The sequence below is a fragment of the Methylosinus sp. LW3 genome, from assembly GCF_000527115.1.
Classification (GTDB): Bacteria; Pseudomonadota; Alphaproteobacteria; order Rhizobiales; family Beijerinckiaceae; genus Methylosinus.
Genome location: NZ_AZUO01000001.1, coordinates 2,471,689 through 2,491,842, shown reverse-complemented (window position 1 = coordinate 2,491,842; position 20,154 = coordinate 2,471,689). Strand labels below are relative to the sequence as shown.

Annotated in this window: 17 protein-coding genes; 7 read left to right on the top strand and 10 right to left on the bottom strand. The window is 62.5% G+C overall.

Annotation, left to right across the window (positions count from 1 at the left end; genetic code table 11):
* Window positions 1-103: 103 nt before the first annotated feature.
* Entirely contained in the window at window positions 104-3,037 is a 2,934-nt protein-coding gene (gene traA / locus METLW3_RS0112630; RefSeq protein WP_024880265.1) for a Ti-type conjugative transfer relaxase TraA, read from the bottom strand.
* A gap of 172 nt (window positions 3,038-3,209) precedes the next feature.
* Between traA and METLW3_RS0112625 the strand changes: the two genes are divergently transcribed.
* The 7 genes from METLW3_RS0112625 to METLW3_RS26870 all read left to right on the top strand — a co-directional run bounded on the left by METLW3_RS0112625 (window position 3,210) and on the right by METLW3_RS26870 (window position 10,336).
* Window positions 3,210-3,536 carry a conjugal transfer protein TraD gene (locus METLW3_RS0112625; RefSeq protein WP_024880264.1) on the top strand — a complete coding sequence of 109 codons (327 nt, stop codon included), beginning with the start codon at window positions 3,210-3,212 and terminating at the stop codon, window positions 3,534-3,536.
* A gap of 1 nt (window position 3,537) precedes the next feature.
* Complete coding sequence (locus METLW3_RS0112620) at window positions 3,538-3,756, top strand: conjugal transfer protein TraD (RefSeq protein WP_024880263.1); 219 nt, start codon at window positions 3,538-3,540, stop codon at window positions 3,754-3,756.
* A 389-nt stretch (window positions 3,757-4,145) separates the two neighbouring features.
* The gene (rlmJ, locus tag METLW3_RS0112610) at window positions 4,146-4,967 is read left to right on the top strand and encodes a 23S rRNA (adenine(2030)-N(6))-methyltransferase RlmJ (protein WP_024880262.1); all 822 of its coding nucleotides are present in this window, start codon (window positions 4,146-4,148) and stop codon (window positions 4,965-4,967) included.
* Between the two features lie 542 nt (window positions 4,968-5,509).
* On the top strand, window positions 5,510-7,384 hold the full coding sequence (locus METLW3_RS26875) for a ribonuclease H-like domain-containing protein (protein ID WP_084484830.1): 1,875 nt from the start codon (window positions 5,510-5,512) through the stop codon (window positions 7,382-7,384).
* Window positions 7,369-8,421, top strand: a complete 1,053-nt coding sequence (locus tag METLW3_RS0112590) for an adenylosuccinate synthetase (RefSeq protein WP_084484829.1) — start codon at window positions 7,369-7,371, stop codon at window positions 8,419-8,421. Before METLW3_RS26875 ends, METLW3_RS0112590 begins: the two co-directional genes overlap by 16 nt.
* On the top strand, window positions 8,418-9,533 hold the full coding sequence (locus tag METLW3_RS0112585; RefSeq protein ID WP_024880259.1) for a hypothetical protein: 1,116 nt from the start codon (window positions 8,418-8,420) through the stop codon (window positions 9,531-9,533). The genes METLW3_RS0112590 and METLW3_RS0112585 overlap by 4 nt, the downstream gene beginning before the upstream one ends.
* Before the next feature lie 86 nt (window positions 9,534-9,619).
* Window positions 9,620-10,336, top strand: coding sequence for a hypothetical protein (locus METLW3_RS26870; RefSeq protein WP_024880258.1), 717 nt, complete (start codon window positions 9,620-9,622; stop codon window positions 10,334-10,336).
* Between the two features lie 744 nt (window positions 10,337-11,080).
* Here the strand turns inward: METLW3_RS26870 and METLW3_RS0112570 are convergent.
* The 9 genes from METLW3_RS0112570 to METLW3_RS0112530 all read right to left on the bottom strand — a co-directional run bounded on the left by METLW3_RS0112570 (window position 11,081) and on the right by METLW3_RS0112530 (window position 20,099).
* A complete protein-coding gene (locus METLW3_RS0112570) occupies window positions 11,081-12,118 on the bottom strand; it encodes an AI-2E family transporter (RefSeq protein ID WP_024880256.1) in 1,038 nt (345 codons plus the stop codon).
* 268 nt (window positions 12,119-12,386) lie between these two features.
* Window positions 12,387-13,166 carry a bacterial ammonia monooxygenase, subunit AmoC gene (gene amoC / locus METLW3_RS0112565; RefSeq protein WP_024880255.1) on the bottom strand — a complete coding sequence of 260 codons (780 nt, stop codon included), beginning with the start codon at window positions 13,164-13,166 and terminating at the stop codon, window positions 12,387-12,389.
* Between the two features lie 230 nt (window positions 13,167-13,396).
* Window positions 13,397-13,837, bottom strand: coding sequence for a DUF1178 family protein (locus tag METLW3_RS0112560; protein ID WP_024880254.1), 441 nt, complete (start codon window positions 13,835-13,837; stop codon window positions 13,397-13,399).
* Window positions 13,834-14,106: a glutaredoxin 3 gene (gene grxC / locus METLW3_RS0112555; RefSeq protein WP_024880253.1), complete on the bottom strand. Its 273-nt coding sequence runs from the start codon at window positions 14,104-14,106 to the stop codon at window positions 13,834-13,836. The genes METLW3_RS0112560 and grxC overlap by 4 nt, the downstream gene beginning before the upstream one ends.
* A 70-nt stretch (window positions 14,107-14,176) precedes the next feature.
* The gene (locus METLW3_RS0112550; protein WP_024880252.1) at window positions 14,177-14,929 is read right to left on the bottom strand and encodes a ComF family protein; all 753 of its coding nucleotides are present in this window, start codon (window positions 14,927-14,929) and stop codon (window positions 14,177-14,179) included.
* Window positions 14,930-14,932: 3 nt separating this feature from the next.
* Window positions 14,933-16,798, bottom strand: a complete 1,866-nt coding sequence (locus METLW3_RS0112545; RefSeq protein WP_024880251.1) for a potassium transporter Kup — start codon at window positions 16,796-16,798, stop codon at window positions 14,933-14,935.
* 11 nt (window positions 16,799-16,809) lie between these two features.
* Window positions 16,810-17,388, bottom strand: a complete 579-nt coding sequence (locus tag METLW3_RS0112540; RefSeq protein ID WP_024880250.1) for a pyridoxamine 5'-phosphate oxidase family protein — start codon at window positions 17,386-17,388, stop codon at window positions 16,810-16,812.
* 28 nt (window positions 17,389-17,416) lie between these two features.
* Complete coding sequence (locus tag METLW3_RS0112535) at window positions 17,417-18,592, bottom strand: GTP-binding protein (RefSeq protein ID WP_024880249.1); 1,176 nt, start codon at window positions 18,590-18,592, stop codon at window positions 17,417-17,419.
* A gap of 7 nt (window positions 18,593-18,599) precedes the next feature.
* On the bottom strand, window positions 18,600-20,099 hold the full coding sequence (locus tag METLW3_RS0112530; protein ID WP_084484890.1) for a D-alanyl-D-alanine carboxypeptidase family protein: 1,500 nt from the start codon (window positions 20,097-20,099) through the stop codon (window positions 18,600-18,602).
* Window positions 20,100-20,154: the final 55 nt, after the last annotated feature.

The following is a 20,154-nucleotide window of genomic DNA, read 5'->3' as shown; positions in this document are numbered from 1 at the left end:
GTCTGACTGTTCCAGAGCCAGACAGGACAAGGATTTATCGCTGTGCAAGAGGGCTTTGCGCGCCGTCGCAGCGTGGCGCGCCGGCGGCGGAAAATAGGCGGGGTCAAAGTCCGATGTTCCGGCCTCTGCCAAGGTCGATGCCGTGACTGAAGGCGAGCTCCAATCCAAGTCGGCGACCTGATTCGAGCCCGATTCCGAGGTCTCGCTTGCGGCCGGCGAGGATCGACTCGAGCTGCGGATCGCGTTCGAGGCTCTGCGCCATGTCACCCATCGCCGATCGCGTGGCCTTGTAGCCGGACATGTCCGCCGCCTGATACTGGCGCTGGCTGGTCTGGCCGAGCTCCCGCCAGCGTTCCACGAAGCGATCGGCGCGGCGCTGCGGATCGGTGCGCAGTTCGGTTTCGAGTTGTAGGGCGCGGATGGCGCGGGCGGTGCGCCCCGTGGCGGCTTCCGAGGCGAGTTCCGGGTTCTTCTTGTAGGCGGCTTCGGCATCGTGCGAGCCATAAGGCCGCACCTCCTCGAAGACCTTGCGGGCCTCCTGCAATTCCTTCACCTGCTCCGGGTTGGCCTTGCTGCCTCTCTCTCGCATCTCGAAGATCGCATCCACGGCGCGTGCATGGCGGATGAGCGCCTTGGTGCGGGCGCGGCGCAGCGCCGCTTCCGGGTCTTCCGCTGCCTTCCTTTCCGGCGCTGCCCGCTCCAGCCCCTGTCCGCCACCGGCGGGCAGGCGCAGGCCGTCGAACATGCCGCGCACCTTCTCGGGCACGACCTTGCGCACGATCTCGGCCACGCGGGCGCGGAAAGTGATCCCGCGCCGTTCGGCATAATCGCGCGCCGGCTCGAGCCGCTCGTAATCCGACGCCATATCCTTGGCCCGGTCGCGTGACAGGGTGCGGGCCAGCCGGTCCTGGCTGGCGAAGTCGTCATGGCCATAATGCAGCGCCATGCGGTCGCGGTGGCGCGACAGCGCGACATAGGCGCCGTGGGCGTCCAGGCCCGGCGTCGCCAGAACATGGGTGCGATCCACGGTCATGCCCTGCGCCTTGTGGATGGTTGCGGCATAGCCGTGGTCGATGCGGTCGTAATCCTTCAGGTCAAAACGAACGGAACGACCGTCGTCGGTGCGCACGCTCATGCTCTGCGTGCTGACCTGTTCGATGGCGCCGAGCGTGCCGTTCTTGACGCCGAGGCCGCGTTCGTTCTGAAGGAACATGACGCGATCTCCGCTTGCGAAACTGCGCTCACCGCGTTCGACCACCAGGCGCACTTCGTCGCCGAGATTTCCGGCTTCCCGCATTCTGCCGCGCGCGGCCTCGTTCAAGGCGCGCACCTCGTCGTTGGTGTGCGTGAGGATGATGCGGCTGCGGCCCGGCGACGCCTGCCGATCGCGATCCCAACGGTCGATCAGATCGTCGCGCGCCTGTTCCCGTGTCGCAGCGGCATGGACCATGCCATGTTTGTCATAGGCATGGAGCGCATCGGCGGTTCGGCCAGTCGCCAAATCGCGCGTTGCGTCGCGCTGCCAGTCCTCCCGCTGGCGGCGCACCTCGCCGATCTCCGCTCCACCGTGACGTTGGTGGATAGACCGGAACGCCGCGCCGGCTTCGATGGATTGCAATTGTTGCGGATCGCCGACCAGCGCCACCTTGGCGCCGGCCTCGGCGGCATGGGACAGCACGCGCTCCAACTGGCGCGTGCCGACCATGCCCGCCTCGTCGATTACCAGAACATCGCGCGCGGTGAGCACATCGCGGCCCTGTCCCCAACCGTGTTCCAGGCTGGCGATGGTGCGCGACGAGATGCCCGATCCGCTTTCGAGATTCTCGGCGGCGATGCCGGACAGCGCCGCGCCTCGCACCTCGTAGCCCGCCGCTTCCCAAGCTTCGCGCGCCACACCCAGCATCGCGCTCTTCCCCGTTCCGGCGTAACCAACGACGACGCCGAGATCGCGCCCGTCCGTGACATGCGCCAGCGCGTCGGCCTGCTCTCCCGAAAGGAAAAGACCGCGCGCTTCCGCGCGCGCCAGCGCCGCTTCACGGTCCCTGTCACCGACCTCGTGGCGCTCCTTCGCAGCCATAAGGTCGGCAGCGCGGTGCAAGCGCTGCTCGGTCTCGATCATCTGGCGGGTGGTGAAGCGATCCTCGCCCCGTCCATCCTTGCCCAATTGGACGAGATCGGGCGCCTCCCGCATCGCGCCCATCACCACATTGAACTGGTCGCTCCCGTCGCTGTGCCGGTGCGCGAACATCGCCATGTCGCGCCGTGTGAAGGTCGATTGCTGATGCGTGATGGCATCGAGCGCCAGGGCGGGATCGGCGATGATGCGCTCGCCATTGCCGCGCGCGATCTCGCGATGCATTTCCGCGCGGTCGGCGACCTCGATACCTTTGCCTTCGATGCGATGTGCGGGCGCGCCGATCTGGCTTTGCGGCTCCAGCACGATGCCCTGAGCTTCCAGGCTGCGATGGTCGATGCGCGCGTCGATGTCGAGTTCGGCCAGACGCTCGTTGGCAAGCTCTGCCCAACGCCCCCGCCAGCGTTCGAGCATCTCCGTGCGGTTCCACTCCCGCACCTTCGGACCGAAGCCATTCTCGTCCACCGAGCGCATGGTCAGCATGACATGCGCGTGAGGCTTCAGCATTCCGTCCTCGGCCATATCCCAATGCACATTGAGGTCGGCGATCATGCCGCGATCGACGAATTCGGACCGCACGAAATCGCGGGCGAGTTCGATGCCTTGGCGCTCCGTAATCTCGCGCGGAAGGGCGAATTCGACTTCGCGGGCGAGCTGCGCATCCCTCCTGACCTCGAGCGCCTCGACTTCGTTCCAAAGTCGTTCGCGGTCCTTCCACGCCTCCGGCGCATTCTCCGGCAGCAACACCTCGGAATGCACGACGCCGCGTTTGGCCGAGAAATCATGACTGCGTCCGAGCCGGTCGTCGCGCAACCGCGAGGCCGAGCGGTAGGCGGCGGACGCCACCGCGCTGGAGCCGCATTTGCGGCCGATGACCTTGACGTGAAGATGATAGATCGCCATCGCGATCCGAACATCATCACAGCGAAGCGCACGTCGGAACGACGTATAAGCGCGCCCTCCCTCGAAAAATTCTCGGGAGGGACCAGGCCGTCCCCAACTGTCCCGGCAACCTTACAGCATTCCGGCAGGCGCTCGACTATCATCTCTCCATCAACGGCTTGTGGAGGACATGATGCGCAAACCACGGGACTTCGATGCAGAACTGAAGTCGCTCGAAGACAAGGCGCGAGACCTCAGAAACCGCAAGGTGCAACAGCTTGGCGAGCTGGTCATTTCGACTGGAGCCGACGCGCTGAACGCGGAAGAACTGGCGGGCGCACTGATCGTGCTGGCCGAAACCAAGGATGCCGGAAAGAGGGAGGCATGGGCGAAACGCGGGGCCGCGTACTTTCAGGGCCGGTCGCGACGAACTGCGTCGGCGCCTGGCCGCGACACTGGTGGCGCTTCGGCGCAACAGAGTGGCGCGCAACCGTCATCAGACAGCACAGGCGCGGCATGACATGCGCGCCTGGCAGGTCGAGCGCCGCAAGCGCACGCGACATCTGATCGAACTCGGCGGCCTCGTCGTCAAGGCCGGCCTCGTCGACTTGACTGGTGACGATCGCGCTACCATTTTCGGCGCGCTCCTCTGGATGGCTGACAAGCTCCAGAGCGAGCAAGGTGCACATGCGCGGGCGCTCTGGAGCGCGAAAGGGAAGCGGGAGTTGGAGAATAGCTAGGATCCGGTCGATCTGATCCTTCATCACCCTGACGAAAGTTGCCTTGAACGTTTCGTGGGTCGACGATTCGGCGCAATCTGTCGGGAGTAGCGGGCGCATGACCGTGCCTATGCTCGAGCGCCTAATCGTGATCGATCGGGGTCGCCAAGGCGAGGAGAGAGCCGTAAACGAGGGCTTGCTCGCGCCGTGATCAAAGCGCCGCCGCTCCTTTTCTCGCGTCAACGGAGCACCACTGTTGAAAGGATGTTCGGTGCCACTGCCGTCGACGCGAGGCCTTCTTTGCCGCTACCAAGGAGGTTGCGGTGTCGATGATCGAACGGATCAGAGCTAACAGTAGATCACGACCAGCCTCCAAGAGCTAGTGAAGAACAGGGAAAGAGCCTACTATCGTGAATTACCGACATGCCTTCCACGCCGGCAATCACACGGAAGTGTTCAAACACGCTGTGCTGACGCTCTTGCTAGAACATCTTTTGCAAAAGACGAAGCCGTTCTCGGTTCTGGACACGCATGGAGGTCTCGGCGTTTATGACCTCGATTCTGAGGAGGCGACACGAACTAATGAGCGCTGCGCGGGCGTTGACCGTGTATTCGGCAAGCCACTTGCGTCAGCGCCGATGTATTCGAGGATTGTTGAAACGCTTAACGGTAAATCTCTGAGATTCTATCCTGGTTCGCCCGAACTGATTAAGCAGGCCTTGCGAGAGCGCGACCGCCTTATCGTCTGTGAACTGCACCCGCAGGACGGGGCGCTATTGAAAGCGCGATACCGCAGCGATCGGCGAATCTCCGTCCATGAACGGGACGGATTTGAAGCGGTCGGCGCGCTGCTACCGCCCGAAGAGCGGAGAGGCTTGGTCTTCATTGACCCGCCATTCGAGAAACGGAATGACGTCGACCAAATTGCTAATTCGCTTCGAACAGGCTTTGGCAAATGGGCAACCGGAATATTTGCCGTATGGTACCCAATCAAGGACGGCTCCTTCGGAGACCGAATTGCTGCGGCCGCGGTTGGTGCCGGCTTCAAGAACGTTCTGCGCGCGGAGTTCTGCCCCTTCCCGCGAGACGGTCTAGCCCTCGCGGGCAGCGGCTTAGTAATCTGTAATCCTCCTTGGACGATCGACTACAAAATTCGACACCTTTGCCAGGAGCTTAAGGTAGTTCTCGGATGCCATTTAAGTAATTGGTCCATCGACCTCGTGAAGCCTTAATTATGGTTCAGTGAATTCTGTCGTTAGGCTGCGGCTCATCTGCTACGATGGCGTGTACTACTCCCATGAGATCACGCCACTTGTGGCATATGGCTAGGTCTCCCCGTTCGAAGGCTCGTTCTGCCTTGGAATCCATGAGTTCCAGAGCGCGGTCTGATCCGTAGCGCTCCATCAATCTCACCCCCCGGTGCCATGTCGAACGGTTGAACCCATAATCGTGGAGTTGCGAACTGTCATCGATGATCGACTCGATGATGACAACATAGTTCCCGGCCACGTACTCTGATTTTTTTCGCTTCACAGGGCCACCGTGCACGTCTCAAGCGCATCAAAAATCCTTTGTATAACAAATCGCCAAAGATCGCCAATAGGATCTGAATAGGTTAGCGTTACGAGCGGAAAAGGGCGGAGAACTAGGTGGCAATCTTTGTTCCGAAAGAAGGAAGGGTGGCGCCGGCGAAGCCTGAGTGGTATGGGCAGCCGCCGTTGGTCTGTGGGGCTGGAACGCAGACAAACCTGAGCGTGATTTTGGAGCGGTTCTGATGTTGGCCCGTACGCCACGGACCAGGAAAAATACCGTTGTCCCGGTGCTGCCGCCCTGGCTGAGAGAGCAGCTTGCCATATGCAGGCAGCATCCCGATCGTATACTATTTCTTGACATTGAAACAACGGGTCTCAGTCATCATTACGATGAAATCACCGTCGTTGGCTGGTCGATCGGCGGTCGCGCTTCGACAATGGTCAAAGGCGACAGCCATGAACTGTTGAGGAAAGACGCGCAAGGCGCGCTGGCGCTCGTCACATTCAATGGCATCCGGTTTGACGAGAGATTTCTCCGACAGGAATTTCCAGACGTGCTGTTGCCGAGCAACCATATCGATTTGATGTATCTCTGCCGTCGCGTAGGCCTGACCGGCGGACAAAAGGCTATCGAAAAGCAGCTTGGTTTGTCACTACGCAATGACATTGCCGAGGTCGACGGCTTCGCAGCCGTGCTGCTCTGGCATCGCTACCTGCGGGGGGACACGTCTGCCCTGAACACTCTGGTGCGGTATAACCGGGCTGATATCGCGGCGATGGGCGCGATTTTCGATAACGTCATTGATCGGTTCGAGTTCGAACCAGATCTGTTCGTGGAACGAGTGACTTTCAGCGACTGGTCCGCACCAGCCGGGTGGCTCGATATCCCCGCATTTGAGGCTGCTCGAAGAGAGCTGTCGTCCGCTCCGGACTTCGACCAATTGCTCGGAGGCACTCCGGCGGAGAGCGCGCGGATTGTGGGAATCGATCTTACGGGCTCGGAGGCCCGGGGATCCGGTTGGTGCCTTCTTGATGGAAGGAACGCCAACTATGCGACGATTTTCACCGACGAAGAGCTCCTCGCCGAGACGTTGAACTGCAAACCTGACCTTGTCTCGATTGACTCGCCGCTCTGTCTCCCAGTGGGACGAACGAGTGTCGATGATGCGGACCCTGGCCGCGAGCGTTTCGGCATCATGCGCGAATGCGAGCGGGAGCTGAAGCGGCGTGGGGTCAACGTCTATCCATGCCTTTTGCCCAGCATGCAGAAGCTGACGGCCCGCGGCATACGGCTGGCGACAGCACTTCGCAATCGCGGATTGCCGGTGATCGAAAGCTATCCAGGCGCGGCGCAGGACATCATGCGGATACCTCGAAAAGGCGCCGGGGTAGAATGGCTGAAACTGGGCTTGGAGGAGTTCGGGGTATCAGCAGACCTCGAAGAGGCATCCCACGACGAACTCGATGCCATCACTTCTGCTCTGGTGGGGTCGTTTCATTGGGCCGGACTTATAGAAGCTCTGGGAACAGCAGAGGAGCCACCCTTGATTATTCCAAAGCTGGACGGTGGCACGCATCCGATTATCATCGGCATCAGTGGCCCAATCGCGGCTGGCAAAACGACGCTGGCGAGAGCTCTTGAAAAGCAGGGCTTCGCCTATACGCGTTTCAGCGTTGTCATTGACGATGAGCTAAAGGCTCGCGGTCTAACCCTAGACCGGCTCCATCGCCAAGCGCTCGGAAACGAGATCAATCGAACTGGCAAACAGAGATGGCTTGCGGAACAGACGCTCGCACGCGTGGGGGGAGCGCTGGCTGTCGTCGTTGATGGCATGCGCTTTCCTGAGGACCATGGGTTTCTTGCGGAGCGCGCCGGTGGCGGCTACGTTCACGTGTACGTGGATGCCAGTGAGGAGCGGCGCCGGCGGCGGTATTCAGCACGAGCGATCGATGGTGACTTCGAAACGGCGGCGATGTCTGATGTCGAAAGTCAAGTCGGTTCCATGCGCGCCTTGGCCCACCGCGTGTTCCGAAACGAAGGTGCGATAGAAGAGGTAGGGCAGTGGGCGGCAGAGCTTGCCGCTGATAGAAGGAACCGAAGATGCCCGTCTCCATAGTCGTCGGTGGCCAATTTGGGTCTGAAGGCAAGGGGAAGGTAGCGCTCGAAATCGTGCGCCGTAGCCGTGGCCCGGTAACGGTCATTAGGGTCGGAGGACCTAATTCGGGACACACGGCCTTTGATCGTCGAGGTCGACGATGGGCGCTTCGACAGATGCCGGCCGCCAGCGTCGACCGAAATGTCGACGTCGTGTTCCCTGCAGGGGCGTATCTGGACGTTGACGTCCTGTTCCAGGAAATCGCGGCTTTGGATTACCCGCTGGACAGGATCATGATCAGCCCCAAGGCTCAGGTCGTCACCGAGCAGCACAAAGCCTGGGAGGACGAGGCGGCACTTGTGTCTTCAATCGGCTCGACCGGCTCGGGCGTGGGTGCGGCAGTCATGGCATTGGCGGCTCGTGACGCGCCGAACTTCCCCTTGAAGGCGGTCCATGCGCTTGAACATGAGCTGCTGCATCCTTTCCTAAGAGACGTCGATACCAGCCTCACGCTCAACACTCGTCTGGAACTCGGCCAAAGGATCGTCATTGAGGGCTCGCAAGGCTTCGGTCTGTCGCTACTGGACGGAGGCTACTGGCCAAAGGCTACCGCCCGATCAACGACGGCGGCGGCGGCACTCGCGGAGGCCGGCGTCAGCCCACGCTATGTAGACGACATCACAATGGTCCTCCGTAGCTATCCAATCAGGGTGGCAGGCGATTCCGGTCCGCTGTCGGGCGAAACCACTTGGGCGGAGATCGCTCGACGAGCGGGAACCGAGCTGGACCTGAGTGAGTACACGACCGTTACCCGTAAACTTCGACGAGTTGGTGAATTCGACGCTGCACTGGTCAGGCGCGCGCTTGCAGCGAATGCGCCTCATCGGCTGGTGCTCAATCATCTTGACTACATCGGCCCTCGCGATTCGCTCGAAATGCCCGACGGTCCCGTTCGGCAATTCATTACTCGCGTTGAGCGGGAGATTGGCCATTGCATCGATTGGTACGGCTTCTCAGGCGACGGCATTGTATTGGCGACAAATCAGGCGGCGTCATGATGCAGCCTGCCAACAATTCAGGAGAAGAGAAGGAGATTTTGAGTTCACGCGACGCGGACGAGCGAGCCCGCCAATGGCGCGGAACGAAAGACCCGTTTGCCGACGACATCCCGCCTTCATTGTTGTCCGCAGATCATATCGAAAAGTACGTCCTTGCGACGGGCATGATTGCACCTTTTTACAAGGGTGGGGAAAAGCCGAGATTAAAAAAGGCGTCCTACGAAGGGCGCATCGGCAGTAAGGCCTATATTTTTGAAGAGACTGACAATCCTGTATCCATTTTTTTCGATGCAACAAATCCTTTATGCGTACGGGCGAACAGTATCGTTTTTGTCGAAACCGACCTCGAATTTCGCCTTCCCGATTACATCGCCATACGCTTCAATCTGCAGATCAGGCACGTGCACCGCGGATTGCTCTTAGGCACGGGGCCGCTCGTCGATCCCGGCTACTGGGGTAAGTTGTGCATCCCGCTGCACAATCTCACAAATGAGGACTACCTCATCCCTATTGAAGAAGGTTTGATATGGGTCGAATTCACCAAGACAACGTCCACGCCCACCGAGGGTAGCGACCCCCTTTTGAGGGACGGACGCGAGCATTGGGATATTGAAAAGTTCATTCGTAAGGCCGCACTCCCCTTTGCAGGCGGCAACCGAGTCGGCATCCGCAGTTCGATTCCAATCATAGCGGTGGATGCATCGAAAGCAGCCGAGAACGCGCGAGCCGCCAGCCAGACCGCAGCGTCAGATGCCAAAGAAGCTCAGAGGGCTGCAGAGGACTTAAAGAACAGATTACAAACAATCGGTTGGCTCGCGGTCGCCGGGCTGGGTATCGCGCTTATCGCCCTTTACTTAACGATTTTCTTCGGCTGGCGAGCGGACATGAGTGCCGTCTGGGGAAAAATTGCGGACAGCGCCTCGTCGATGGGAGAACTCAAGAGCAGCGTGGGAGACAACGGTAAAACCATTGAGGAAATGACGAATCGATTAAAGGCGTTAGAGGCTGAGATTGAGACTCTACGTCGGCAGACTTCTGCAACCGATGTTCGATTGCCCGTGGCGGCTCGCCCGGAGACGAAGCCGCACTTGCAGTCGGACGGGAAAAAGTGAAGGCCTGATGCCAACTCATTCCTCCATGGACCGATAGACCGGGGCCACATGTAGCGCGAAGAGAAAACCGGAACTCGATTCTGAAAATGCAAAATCGGTACGCTGGCGACATAGGCGACTATATCAAGATTTCTCTCTTGCAGCATCTGAGCGCGAGCCGAAGGCTCGGCGTTGCATGGTACTTATTTCCCGACGAGGAACACAATGCCGACGGGCGTCACATCGCGTACCTGCGCGCTCCAAAGCAGTGGAGACCTTTGAACCCCGACCTGTTCGACCTGATGGCTGAAATCACATCCAAGGAGAGGGCGGTATCCGGACTCCATCAAGCGTTCAAGGCCGGCACCTTGTTCGCCGCTGAGCCCTTGCCCGTCGGTCGCATGTCTGGGATCGAGCGTTGCAAAGTGAGGTCCGCTTGGTTCTCGCGCACGGTAAAGGCCATGGAGGGCGCCGAGATCGTGTTCATGGATCCAGACAATGGGCTTACGACGGACGACGAGCGCCGTCGGCGGATTCCAAGCTTCGGCAAGCAGATTCCGCTCAACGAAGTGCTCGCGCTCTGCGAAGGCCGCACAGCGATCGTTTACCATCACAACAGTCGCTTTAAGGGTGGGCACGACGCCGAAGTCGACCACTGGCGTCGCGCGATAGGACGCCCCACGATGGCCGTCAGAGCCAACGCCTTTAGCTGCCGCACTTTTTTCGTCATCAACCCAGATGCTGAGCTCGCGGAACGTACCAGAGATTTCTGTGAGAAATGGAAGAACAACAAAATGCGCCTTCACCGATCCGCATTCGCTTAGGCGACGATCTCAGCATCGACCGACGCAATCTCGCGCCTAAGATTACCTAGGTGCCGCAATTCGATGATCCTCTTGTCCGACTACGCCCGGCGACGTTTTCGATAGAAAAATCGGCTGTTGGCCTTTTTGTTGGCCCCAAAATTTTCCACATCGACAATTGTCCAATAAATTTCAGATCGTTATATGAAATTTGTGATGACGCCCCTGGCACCACTCCCGCCTACGACGAAAACCCGCACTAGAGCCTGTTAAATCAACGGGTTGGCGCGCACTAGCCATGCCATGCAGGGCCTGCGGTGCGGCCGCTTCGGGAGAAAATCCGGTCCAATCTCGATCTCACCGGGGTTCTGCGCCGACATCGCGGCCATATGATCGAGAAGCGACGTCATCGCTAGGCCGTTCCGAGCGGCGGCCGGCCCGCGCTTCGTCATCGCTGCTCTCGCTCCCGAGGCCTCCCGGTATGGGGAGGTCTGCGGCCTAGAATGACGAGATCCGCTGCTCGAAATCCGCATCGACGCGATATCGAGAGTCCGACGCGGGTCGGGACAATGTCTCTTTGAATGTCGACGCATTTCCCGATCGCGCCTTCGAAGGAAGAGTGACGCAGATAGTGGATGCGCCGGCGGAGCGAGGTGGAAGCAAAATCGTCGTCACCACGTCGAATCCCGATCTCGCGCTGACGCCGGGCAAGACGGCGAAGGGCGGAAGACGCTGCGCCTTCGAGCATCGTCGCAGCCACGAAGATCAGCGGCCCGCTTCGGCGGCGTCGGCTGCCAGCCATTCCCGCCATATGGCGAGCAGCACGGCGAGAATCAGTGGGCCGAGGAATAGTCCGACGAAGCCGAAGGCGAGCAGGCCGCCCATCACGCCGAGGAAGACGACGACGAGAGGGATATCGGCCGCGTTGCTGATGAGGAGAGGCTTGAGAATATTGTCGGTCGGGTTGACGATGAGCGCGCCCCAGGCGAGCAGCCCCAGGCCTGCGCCGATCTGATCGGTGAGAAGAAGCCAGACGCCGAGCGGCGCCCAGATCGCCACTGTTCCGACGAAGGGGATGAGCGCAGCCAGGGCTGTCAGCACGCCGAGCAGAACGGGCGGTCCGGCGCTGAGGAACGCATAGCCGACGCCGGCAATGAAGCCCTGCGCCATCGCGCTGATGATCAGGCCCGACACGACCGCATTCGACGTGGTCTCGACGGCTCGGAAATATTGATCCGCCGTCTCCCCGACGACTCGACGGAGCCCGACGCGAATTTGCTCAAGCATGAGGTCGCCGTCGCGGTAGAAGAAGAACAGCGCGATCGCCATGACGCCGAATTGCGCAATGCTGCGGCCGACCGCGCCGACGACCCCGGCGAGCTGGCGCATCCAGGGCTCCAGCCATTCGTTGATCTGCTGCTTACGAAATTCCGGATTGTTCACGAGATCGTTCAGCGTGGGGCCGATCACCGGGAGGCGCTTGATCGCGTTGGGCAGGACCAGCGGCTCGTCCGCATATTTGGTCGAGATGTCGCGATAGGCGGCGACCGCCTCGCTCTGCAGATCGATCAGCAGCACCGACACCGGAACGACGATGAGGACGATCAGCAGGATCGTCGTGACCGCGGCGGCGAGATTGCGCCGCTGTCCGCAGAGGCGAAGGCAGCGGCGATAGGCGGCGTCCGTGGCATGAGCGAGAATGGCGGCCCAGACGAGCGGCGCCCAGAAGGGGCTGATGACGAGGACGCCGAGCCCGATCATTCCGGCGAGCAGGATGAGGCCGAATATCTGTCGATTCTGCATGTCGGCCTCCGGCTGCGTTCGGGCTTTTCGGCGCGCGCCGAGCAGTCGGATATCTCGCGCGGCTTCGGGTCCGCGCCAATCATATATGGATGCGAGCGCGCCTCACATAGCCATGCGCCGCATATCGGCCCCGCGTGACGGAAAATCGCTCGCGGCGGGTTCGCATCCTGCCGCCCCTCGAGCGAGGGGCGGCAGCTTTTCCACTCTGGTTCCCTGGGAGCATCATGGAGTCAGAGCAGGCTCGCTCTTGCGAGTTCCGTCGAGCGCGTCAGTCGATGATCGCCTTCACGCCGTCTTCGCCCAGCAGACGTTTCATGTTCAGCAAAATCTGCGCGGTCACGCCGAACACGGCGAGCGCCATCCAGCCGAAGAACACGAAGCCCCAGTGCAGCGGAGCGACGAACAGCTCCTCCATGAACCAGAAGGTGTGGCCCCACTCGTTCAGCCCGACATTGGGAATGATCATGAACGGACCGATCGTCAGGATCAGAAAGGCCAGCGAATAGCCCTTGGAGAAATAGGGCAACCGGGTCTTGGCGTAGAAGAACGAGCCGACGCCCACGATCGAGTAGATGGGATAGCTCAGATAGAACTCGATGATATGGCTCGGCGTGAAGTCGGTGTCGCGGATCACCGTCATGTGCCAAGTGCCGTCTTGTTCAGTAAAGAAGCTCGCGCCGAAGTAGATCGCTATGCCGTAAACGACCAGCCATTGCGCGAGGCAGACCCAGCGCCGCAATTCTTCGCGCGTGCTCAGCGCGTCCATGTCGCGCGTGCGCGTCTTCCACAGATAACCGGCGAGGCCGAGGCCAGTGACCAGCTCCAGCGGAATCTCGGTCCAGAGCATCGTCAGCCAATAGGTCTGGAATTCTGGGGCGAAGGAGTCGAGACCGGCGCGCCATCCGTAAATCTGCTCATAGATGCGAATGAACAGATAGAAGGTGACGAGCCCGCCGGCGGCGATCCACATAGGCTTCAGATCGACGATAACGACGTCTGTACTGTCGGCCGCGCCGGTTTTTCCGGCTGCTTCTGTCGTTAGACTCATGTTTCTCTCCTCGAGATTGGCTTCGCATCACGGTTTTGCAAAGCCTCGCTCAAAGGGATAAGAGCAGTATTCTCAAAGACAAAGTGCATATTGTTCATTGCGCTATGAAGAAAATTCAAGTGCCGGCGACGTTTTTCGACGTCGAAAGCGCGGCCGTCACTCATATGAAAAAAGGAAGCGCCTCCGCCTGTGGAGCGCGAAGCCAAGGACGTCGGCGGGGGAGGCGCGCCTCAGTGGCTTTCGTCGGGCGGGCCGGGGAGCGGCAGGATTTCTATGCCCTCCTCGAGCAGCGCCTTGGCTTCCTCGAAGCTGGCGCGTCCGCGAATGGGGCGGTTCTCGGCCTCGCCATCCTGCATCCGCCGCGCCTCGTTCGGGAAGCGGTCACCGACGTCTTCCGTCGCGGCGACGACCTTTTGGCGCAGCTCCTGGATCATCGCCCGCAGCGCCGCATGGCGCTCGTCGAGCAGAGCGGGGACACCCGTCTCGTCCTCACGCGCTCGGGACGAGCGGCGGGTCACATTCGGCGCCATGATCGCCTTGGCGACCTGCGTCGAATTACAGAAGGGGCAGCTGACCGCGCCTCGAGCGGCCTGCGCGTCATAGGCTTCGCTATCGCGAAACCAGCTTTCGAATTCGTGTCCTTCCGAGCAGATCAGCCGGTAGAGAATCACGGCGCCGGCTCGCCCGCGGCGAGCAGCGGATCGAGCTCGCCGGCGCCGTCCAGAGCATAGAGATCGTCGCAGCCGCCGATCGGACGGCCGTCGATGAAAATCTGCGGCACTGTGGTCCGGCCCTCGGCCAGCCGGCTCATCTCGGCGCGCTTCTGCGCGTCGCCATCGACGGCGATCTCTTCATATGCGGCGCCTTTTATGTCGAGCAGCTGCTTGGCGGCGCGGCAATAGGGGCAGGTTCTCGTGGTGTAGATGACGATCTGCGGCATGACGGTTCCGTGACCTTTCGCGCGCTCTTATAAGCGCTTCCAGCGCATGGCTGCAACGGAGGCCTTTGCTTCAGCTCTGGCCGACGACGCGGGCGTAGACCAGCACGTCGACGCGCGTCGCCCGCGCCCGCAGCAAGACGCGGGCCGCGGCGTTGGCCGTCGCGCCAGAGGTCAGCACATCGTCGATGAGCACGATGTTGCGGCCTTCGATCTGAGGCTTTTTCTCCTCGCGCAGGCGGAAGGCGCCCTGCATGTTCGCTGAGCGCTGGCCGCGCGTCAGCCCCACTTGCGGCGGCGTCGGCTTCACGCGCTCCAGCGCCAGAGCCTCCACCGGAACGGCGCTCTCCCGCGCGATCACATGGGCGAGCGCCGCCGATTGGTTGAAGCGCCGCGACAGCAGGCGCATTCGGTGCAGGGGAATGGGAACCAGCAGATCGGCGTCGGAGAGAATCTCGGCGCCAGCGCGCGCCATCCAGCGGCCGAGCGGCTCGGCGAGCTCCAGGCGATCATAATATTTCAGTCTGTGGGCGAGGCTGCGCGCGCGGTCGCTGTCATAACGCACGACCGCGCGCGCCCGCGTGAAGACGGGCGGATCGGCGGCGGCCTCCAGCGAGATCATGCCGGGGCCGAAATCGCGCTCGAAGGGCGTTCCCAGCCGCTCGCAATAGGGCTGCTCGATAAAGCCCATCTCGCCCCAGCAGCGCGGGCAGAGCGCGCCATGGCTCGCCACCGCTCTGCGGCAGACGAGGCAGACGGGCGGATAGACGATATCGAGCAGGCGCGCGCCTATGCTGCCGATGAGGCCGGCGGCGCGCCCGAGCATGGCTCAGACCTCGACCTGACCGCCGAGCTCGACGACGCGGCCCGAGGGGATTTGGAAGAATTCCGTTGCCGGCAGCGCGTTGCGGTGCATGAATTGGAAGATGTGGATCCGCAGCCGTCGCCAGCGCGAGCGCCCGAGCGGCGTCACGGTGAGCCGGCCGACGAAGAAGGAGGTGTTCATCATATTGAATGTCAGCGGGCTCGATATGGTGTCGAGCATCAAGGCGCAGGGAATATTGGGCTGCTCCATGAAGCCGTAGTTCAGCTCCATCGCGTAGAAATGATCGTCGAGCGACACAGTCTCGACGCGCCGCGCGCGATCGACGCGCGGCGTGTTGGCGGTGGCCACATGCAGCAGCACGATATGCTGATGCAGGACCTTATTGTGCTTGAGATTATGCAGCAGCGCGACCGGCACGACATCGGTGCGGCTGGTCAGATAGACGGCGACGCCATCTACGCGCGGCTTGCCATGGAACTTCACGACGAAATCGGCGATCGGAAACGTGTCGCGCTCGAGCGCCTTGCGCATGGCCTCGAAGCCCTCGCTCCAGCAGCTCATCAGGAAGAAGAGGATGGCGGCGACGACGAGAGGAATCCAGCCGCCTTCGAAGAATTTGATGAGATTGGCGGCGACGAAGGAGACGTCCACGACGAGAAACATTCCGCCGACGGCGATCGAGAGCGGCAGGCTCCAGCGCCAGATGGAGCGCATGGCGATGAACATCAGCGCCGTCGTCAGCAGCATGGTCAGCGAGACTGCGATGCCGAAGGCGGCGGCGAGGTTTTCCGAGGAGCGAAACGTGATGGTGAGAACCAGCGTCAGCGCCATCAGCGTCCAATTGACGAAGCCGACATAGATCTGGCCATAGCTGTGCGCCGACGTTTGCGTGATCGAGAGGCGCGGCGACAGGCCGAGCTGGATCGCTTGCCGCGCCATGGAGAAAGCGCCGGTGACGATCGCCTGACTCGCTATGACGGTGGCGAGCGTCGCCAGCGCGACCAGCGGCAATTGCAGCGGCGCGGGGCAGAGGTCGAAGAAAGGATTCTCCGTCACGGAGCCCTCGACGAGCAGCGCCGTCTGGCCGGCGTAGACGAGGACGAGCGACGGCAGCACGAGGCCGTACCAGGCGAGGCGAATCGGGCGCCGCCCGAAATGGCCCATATCCGCATAGAGCGCTTCGGCGCCGGTGGCGCAGAGAAACACGGCGCCGAGCAGCAGAAAGCCCTCGAAGCCATGGGTGAAGAGATAATGCAGCCCGACGCGCGGATCGACGGCGGCAAGAACGCTCGGATGCGCGGCTACGCCGCGTGCGCCGAGGATCGCTATCGAGACGAACCATAGCGCCATCACTGGGCCGAAGAGGCGCGAGATGCGCTCAGTGCCCTGTGGCTGCAAGGCGAACAGGCCGATGAGCACGACGACGGAGAGTGGAACCACATAGGGCGCGAGCGCGGGCAGGGGCGCCTTCAGCCCCTCGAGCGCGCTCAGCACGGAGATCGCCGGCGTGATCGCGCCATCGCCGAACAGCAGCGCCGCGCCCAGCATGCCGATCGCGATGATCGCCGGATGGCGCCCATGCTTCATGCCGAGCAGCGACATCAGCGCGAGTATGCCGCCTTCGCCGTCATTGTCGGCGCGCATGATGACGGCGACATATTTGACCGAGGTGACGATGATCAATGTCCAGACGATCAGCGACAACATGCCGAGCGCCGTCTCGGCGCTCACATGCCCGCCGGACCAGTCGAGCGCTGTCTTGATCGTATAGAGCGGGCTCGTGCCTATGTCGCCGAAGACGACGCCGAGGGCGCCCAGCGTCAGAGCCTTCACGCCGTTCTCGCCGGCGTGCGCAGTCGAATTCGCCATAAAAACTTGCCTCACGCCTCTTCGGCGGCCAGATTTTCGTCCTCGAACAGGCCCGTCGGCAGTCCGTCTATGCTCTGCCGGTTCTTCTCGCGGCGATAGGCGTCGAGCGCGTCTTCACCCTTGGAGGCGGCCCAGCGGTCGAGCCCGTCGCGCTCGCCGGCGTAATCATACAGCGGCACGGCGAAGCCGCAGGAAGTCTGCACCGATTCCACATCGAGCAGGATCATTTGTCGCGCGCCCGGCGGCTCCGCGCCGACGAAGGCGGAGCGCAGCAGCTGCGCATAATCCTCGCCGCCGCGCGCCAGCGCCCGGCCGTGGCCGTAGAGGCGCAGGATCAGCGGCGCGCCCTCGAGCGCGCAGAACATGAAAGTGAGGCGCCCGTCCGCGCGCATATGCGCGGCCGTCTCATTGCCGCTGCCGGTGCGATCGATATAGACGGCCGTGCGCTCGTCGATAAGGCGCAGCGTGTCGGCGCTCTTGGGCGAGACATTTACGCGCGAGGTGGGAGCGGCGGAGGCGACGAAGAAGAGCCTCTGCTTCTCGATGAAGTCGCGATGCTGCGGCTCGATCGATGCGAAGAATTTGCTCATGACGCGCGATTCCGGTGCTGGCCCCGCGTCAGCCTAGCAGGCCGGCGTTTTTGGGGGCAAGCGGATTATCCTGTAGCGCGGCGGCGTCCGGCGTATCCGGCGCCGGTATGCCCGCGACGGCGGCGTAGAGCTTCTCGACGAAGGACGGGTCCAAATCCTTGACGATGAAGACGAGCCGCGTGCGCCGATCGGCGTCCGGCCAGGCGGCGAGGCGATGCGGCGGATGAAAGACATGCTGCACGCCATGCACGGCCACGGGCCGCTCGCGATCGTCGGTGAGGCCGACGATTCCCTTCACGCGCAAGAGATGCGGACCATGCGCCTGCCGCAATATCTCGACGAACATGTCGAAAGCCTGCGGGCTGAGCGGCGCATCGCTCGTGACGCAGAAGGCGCGAATATGCGCGTCGTGGCGATTCACGTCCTGATGCGCATGGCCGTGGTGGTGGTCATGATCGTGATGATGGTGATCGTGATGATGGTGATGCGCCTCATGCGCCGCCGCGACCGCCTCGTCGTTCAGCCATTTGGCGACCTGCGGAATCTTGCCGGAGGCGTCATAGAGACCGCAGTCGAGCAGAGCGGCGGGGCTCGCCTCTCCCGTCGCGGCGATGAGCCGGCGCGCCGCCGGATTGAGCCGCGCGAGGCGCTGGTCGAGCGCCTCGAGCCGGGAGGCGCCCTCGGGAAGGTCGGTCTTGGTGATGATCAGCCGATCGGCGACGGCGGCCTGCTTCACCGCCTCCTCATGCGCGTCCAGCGTCGCGGCGCCATTCACGGCGTCGACCAGCGAGACGACGCCGTCCAGCCGATAGCGCAGCGCGAGATAGGGATGCGACATGATGGTGTGGAGAATGGGCGCCGGATCGGCGAGCCCGGTCGTCTCCAGCACGACGCGGCGGAAGGGGCGGATGCGGCCATTGTCGAGCTTGCGCAGCGCATCCTCGAGCGCGGCGACGAGATCGCCGCGGATCGAGCAGCAGATGCAGCCCGAGCTCATGACGATCATGTCGCCTTCGACATTCTCGACCAGCAGATGATCTATGCCGACCTCGCCGAACTCATTGATGAGCACCAGAGTGTCGGCGAGCTCGGGCGAGGCGAGCAGGCGATTGAGCAGGGTTGTCTTGCCGGCGCCGAGAAAGCCGGTGAGGATCGTCAGCGGAATGGGCGGCGGTGGACGACGCGGCTCGGAACGCTCGGTCATTGTCGAATCATTGCTCATTGTCTTGGCGCGGCGGCGCATGATCGCCGATCGCATGCTTGTCGTTCTTGGCGGAGACGTTCTTGCCCGGCGTCTTCGCCGCGGCCTTGGCGGCCGGAGCCTTCGCCGGCGCTTTGGCGGCGACATTCTTACCCTGGATGGGCTTGCCCTGACCAGACTTGGCGGGCGCGGGCTTCGCCGCCTTCGCGGGCTTTTCCGTCGCATCCGTCTCGATGGCGGCTTCCTGCGGCGGCGTCTTCGCCTTGGCTGTCTTTTCCTTGGTCGCCTTTTCTTTGGCCGGCGCATGCGCGGCCTTTACCGCCGCCTTGCGTCCATGGCGCATGGAGAGCGCGTCTGGCGCCGGGCGGCTTATCGGCGAGGCGGCGGCGGCCGGCGGCTCATGGGCGTAGGCGGTGACAGTCGAGGGCGAGCCGACCGGCGTGCCAGGATCGCGCACCCCGGCGACCGGACCCTCATAGCCGGGAGCGCGGCCGAGATGCACCGGCGTCGGCTCGAAGCGCGCGCGGGGCAGGGCGGCGATGGTCTTGACGTTGACCTGATCGGTCGAGCCGTTCTCGCGCGGAATGGCGACATTCATATCCTCGACCTCGGCCATATATTCGGCGTTGGCCTTGCCGCGATGGCGGCAGACGCTGTCGCGCATGTCCGGCGCCTGGCCGACGCCGAAGGTCGGCAAAGAGGCGACCGAGCCCGAGGGCGAGCCGGTCATGAAGGCGCGGTCGAGCAGCGAGGCGGCCTTGGCCGTGCGGGCGGCCGCCGTTGGCGCGCCCAGAACCACGGCAATGAGCTTCTGCCCGCCATGGGTGGCGCTGGCCACCAGATTATAGCCGGCGGGGCAGGTGAAGCCGGTCTTCATGCCGTCCGCGCCCGGATAGCGGCCGAGCAGGCCGTTATGGGTCGGGTGGATCTGCCGGCCGAGCTGCATCGCGCCAATGTTGAAAAAGCCCGAGGATTCGGGAAATTCCGTCAGCAGCGCGCGGCCGAGAATGGCGAGATCGCGCGCCGAGGTCACTTGCCGGTCGTCCGGCAGACCGTTGGGATTGGCCCAATAGGACTCGCGCATGCCGAGCTTGGCCGAGGCGCGGTTCATCTCATCGGCGAAAGCCTCCACCGAGCCGGAGACGCCCTCCGCTATGGTGACGGCTATGTCATTGGCGGATTTGACCATCAGCATGACCAGCGCATTGCGCAGCGTCACCTCCGAGCCGACCGGAAAGCCCATTTTCGACGGCGCCATGGAGAGCGCGCGGGGCGAGACGATCATCGGCGTGTCATATTGAATGCGGCCGGAACGCACCGCGTCCAGCGCCACATAGACGGTCATCAGCTTGGTCAGCGAGGCGGGATACCAGCTCTGGGTCGCCTGCTCCTGCGCCAGAACCTGCCCGCTGGAGACATCGATGACGACGGAGGGGGCCGCCGACGCCGTCGACGCTGCGACAATGGCGGCTGCGACGAAAAAGCTGCGTAGGGTCGGTTTCACGCTCATGTTCATCCGATCGGCCTCGACCTCGGCCGTTTTGCGGCCGCGCGTTCGATTCGAG

Bases quoted from the DNA above. Each gene is read 5' to 3' on its own strand.
- traA (WP_024880265.1), bottom strand. From the start codon at position 3,037: ATGGCGATCTATCATCTTCACGTCAAGGTCATCGGCCGCAAATGCGGC.
- METLW3_RS0112625 (WP_024880264.1), top strand. From the start codon at position 3,210: ATGCGCAAACCACGGGACTTCGATGCAGAACTGAAGTCGCTCGAAGAC.
- METLW3_RS0112620 (WP_024880263.1), top strand. From the start codon at position 3,538: ATGCGCGCCTGGCAGGTCGAGCGCCGCAAGCGCACGCGACATCTGATC.
- METLW3_RS26875 (WP_084484830.1), top strand. From the start codon at position 5,510: ATGTTGGCCCGTACGCCACGGACCAGGAAAAATACCGTTGTCCCGGTG.
- METLW3_RS0112590 (WP_084484829.1), top strand. From the start codon at position 7,369: ATGCCCGTCTCCATAGTCGTCGGTGGCCAATTTGGGTCTGAAGGCAAG.
- METLW3_RS0112585 (WP_024880259.1), top strand. From the start codon at position 8,418: ATGATGCAGCCTGCCAACAATTCAGGAGAAGAGAAGGAGATTTTGAGT.
- METLW3_RS26870 (WP_024880258.1), top strand. From the start codon at position 9,620: ATGCAAAATCGGTACGCTGGCGACATAGGCGACTATATCAAGATTTCT.
- METLW3_RS0112570 (WP_024880256.1), bottom strand. From the start codon at position 12,118: ATGCAGAATCGACAGATATTCGGCCTCATCCTGCTCGCCGGAATGATC.
- amoC (WP_024880255.1), bottom strand. From the start codon at position 13,166: ATGAGTCTAACGACAGAAGCAGCCGGAAAAACCGGCGCGGCCGACAGT.
- grxC (WP_024880253.1), bottom strand. From the start codon at position 14,106: ATGCCGCAGATCGTCATCTACACCACGAGAACCTGCCCCTATTGCCGC.
- METLW3_RS0112550 (WP_024880252.1), bottom strand. From the start codon at position 14,929: ATGCTCGGGCGCGCCGCCGGCCTCATCGGCAGCATAGGCGCGCGCCTG.
- METLW3_RS0112545 (WP_024880251.1), bottom strand. From the start codon at position 16,798: ATGGCGAATTCGACTGCGCACGCCGGCGAGAACGGCGTGAAGGCTCTG.
- METLW3_RS0112540 (WP_024880250.1), bottom strand. From the start codon at position 17,388: ATGAGCAAATTCTTCGCATCGATCGAGCCGCAGCATCGCGACTTCATC.
- METLW3_RS0112535 (WP_024880249.1), bottom strand. From the start codon at position 18,592: ATGACCGAGCGTTCCGAGCCGCGTCGTCCACCGCCGCCCATTCCGCTG.
- METLW3_RS0112530 (WP_084484890.1), bottom strand. From the start codon at position 20,099: ATGAGCGTGAAACCGACCCTACGCAGCTTTTTCGTCGCAGCCGCCATT.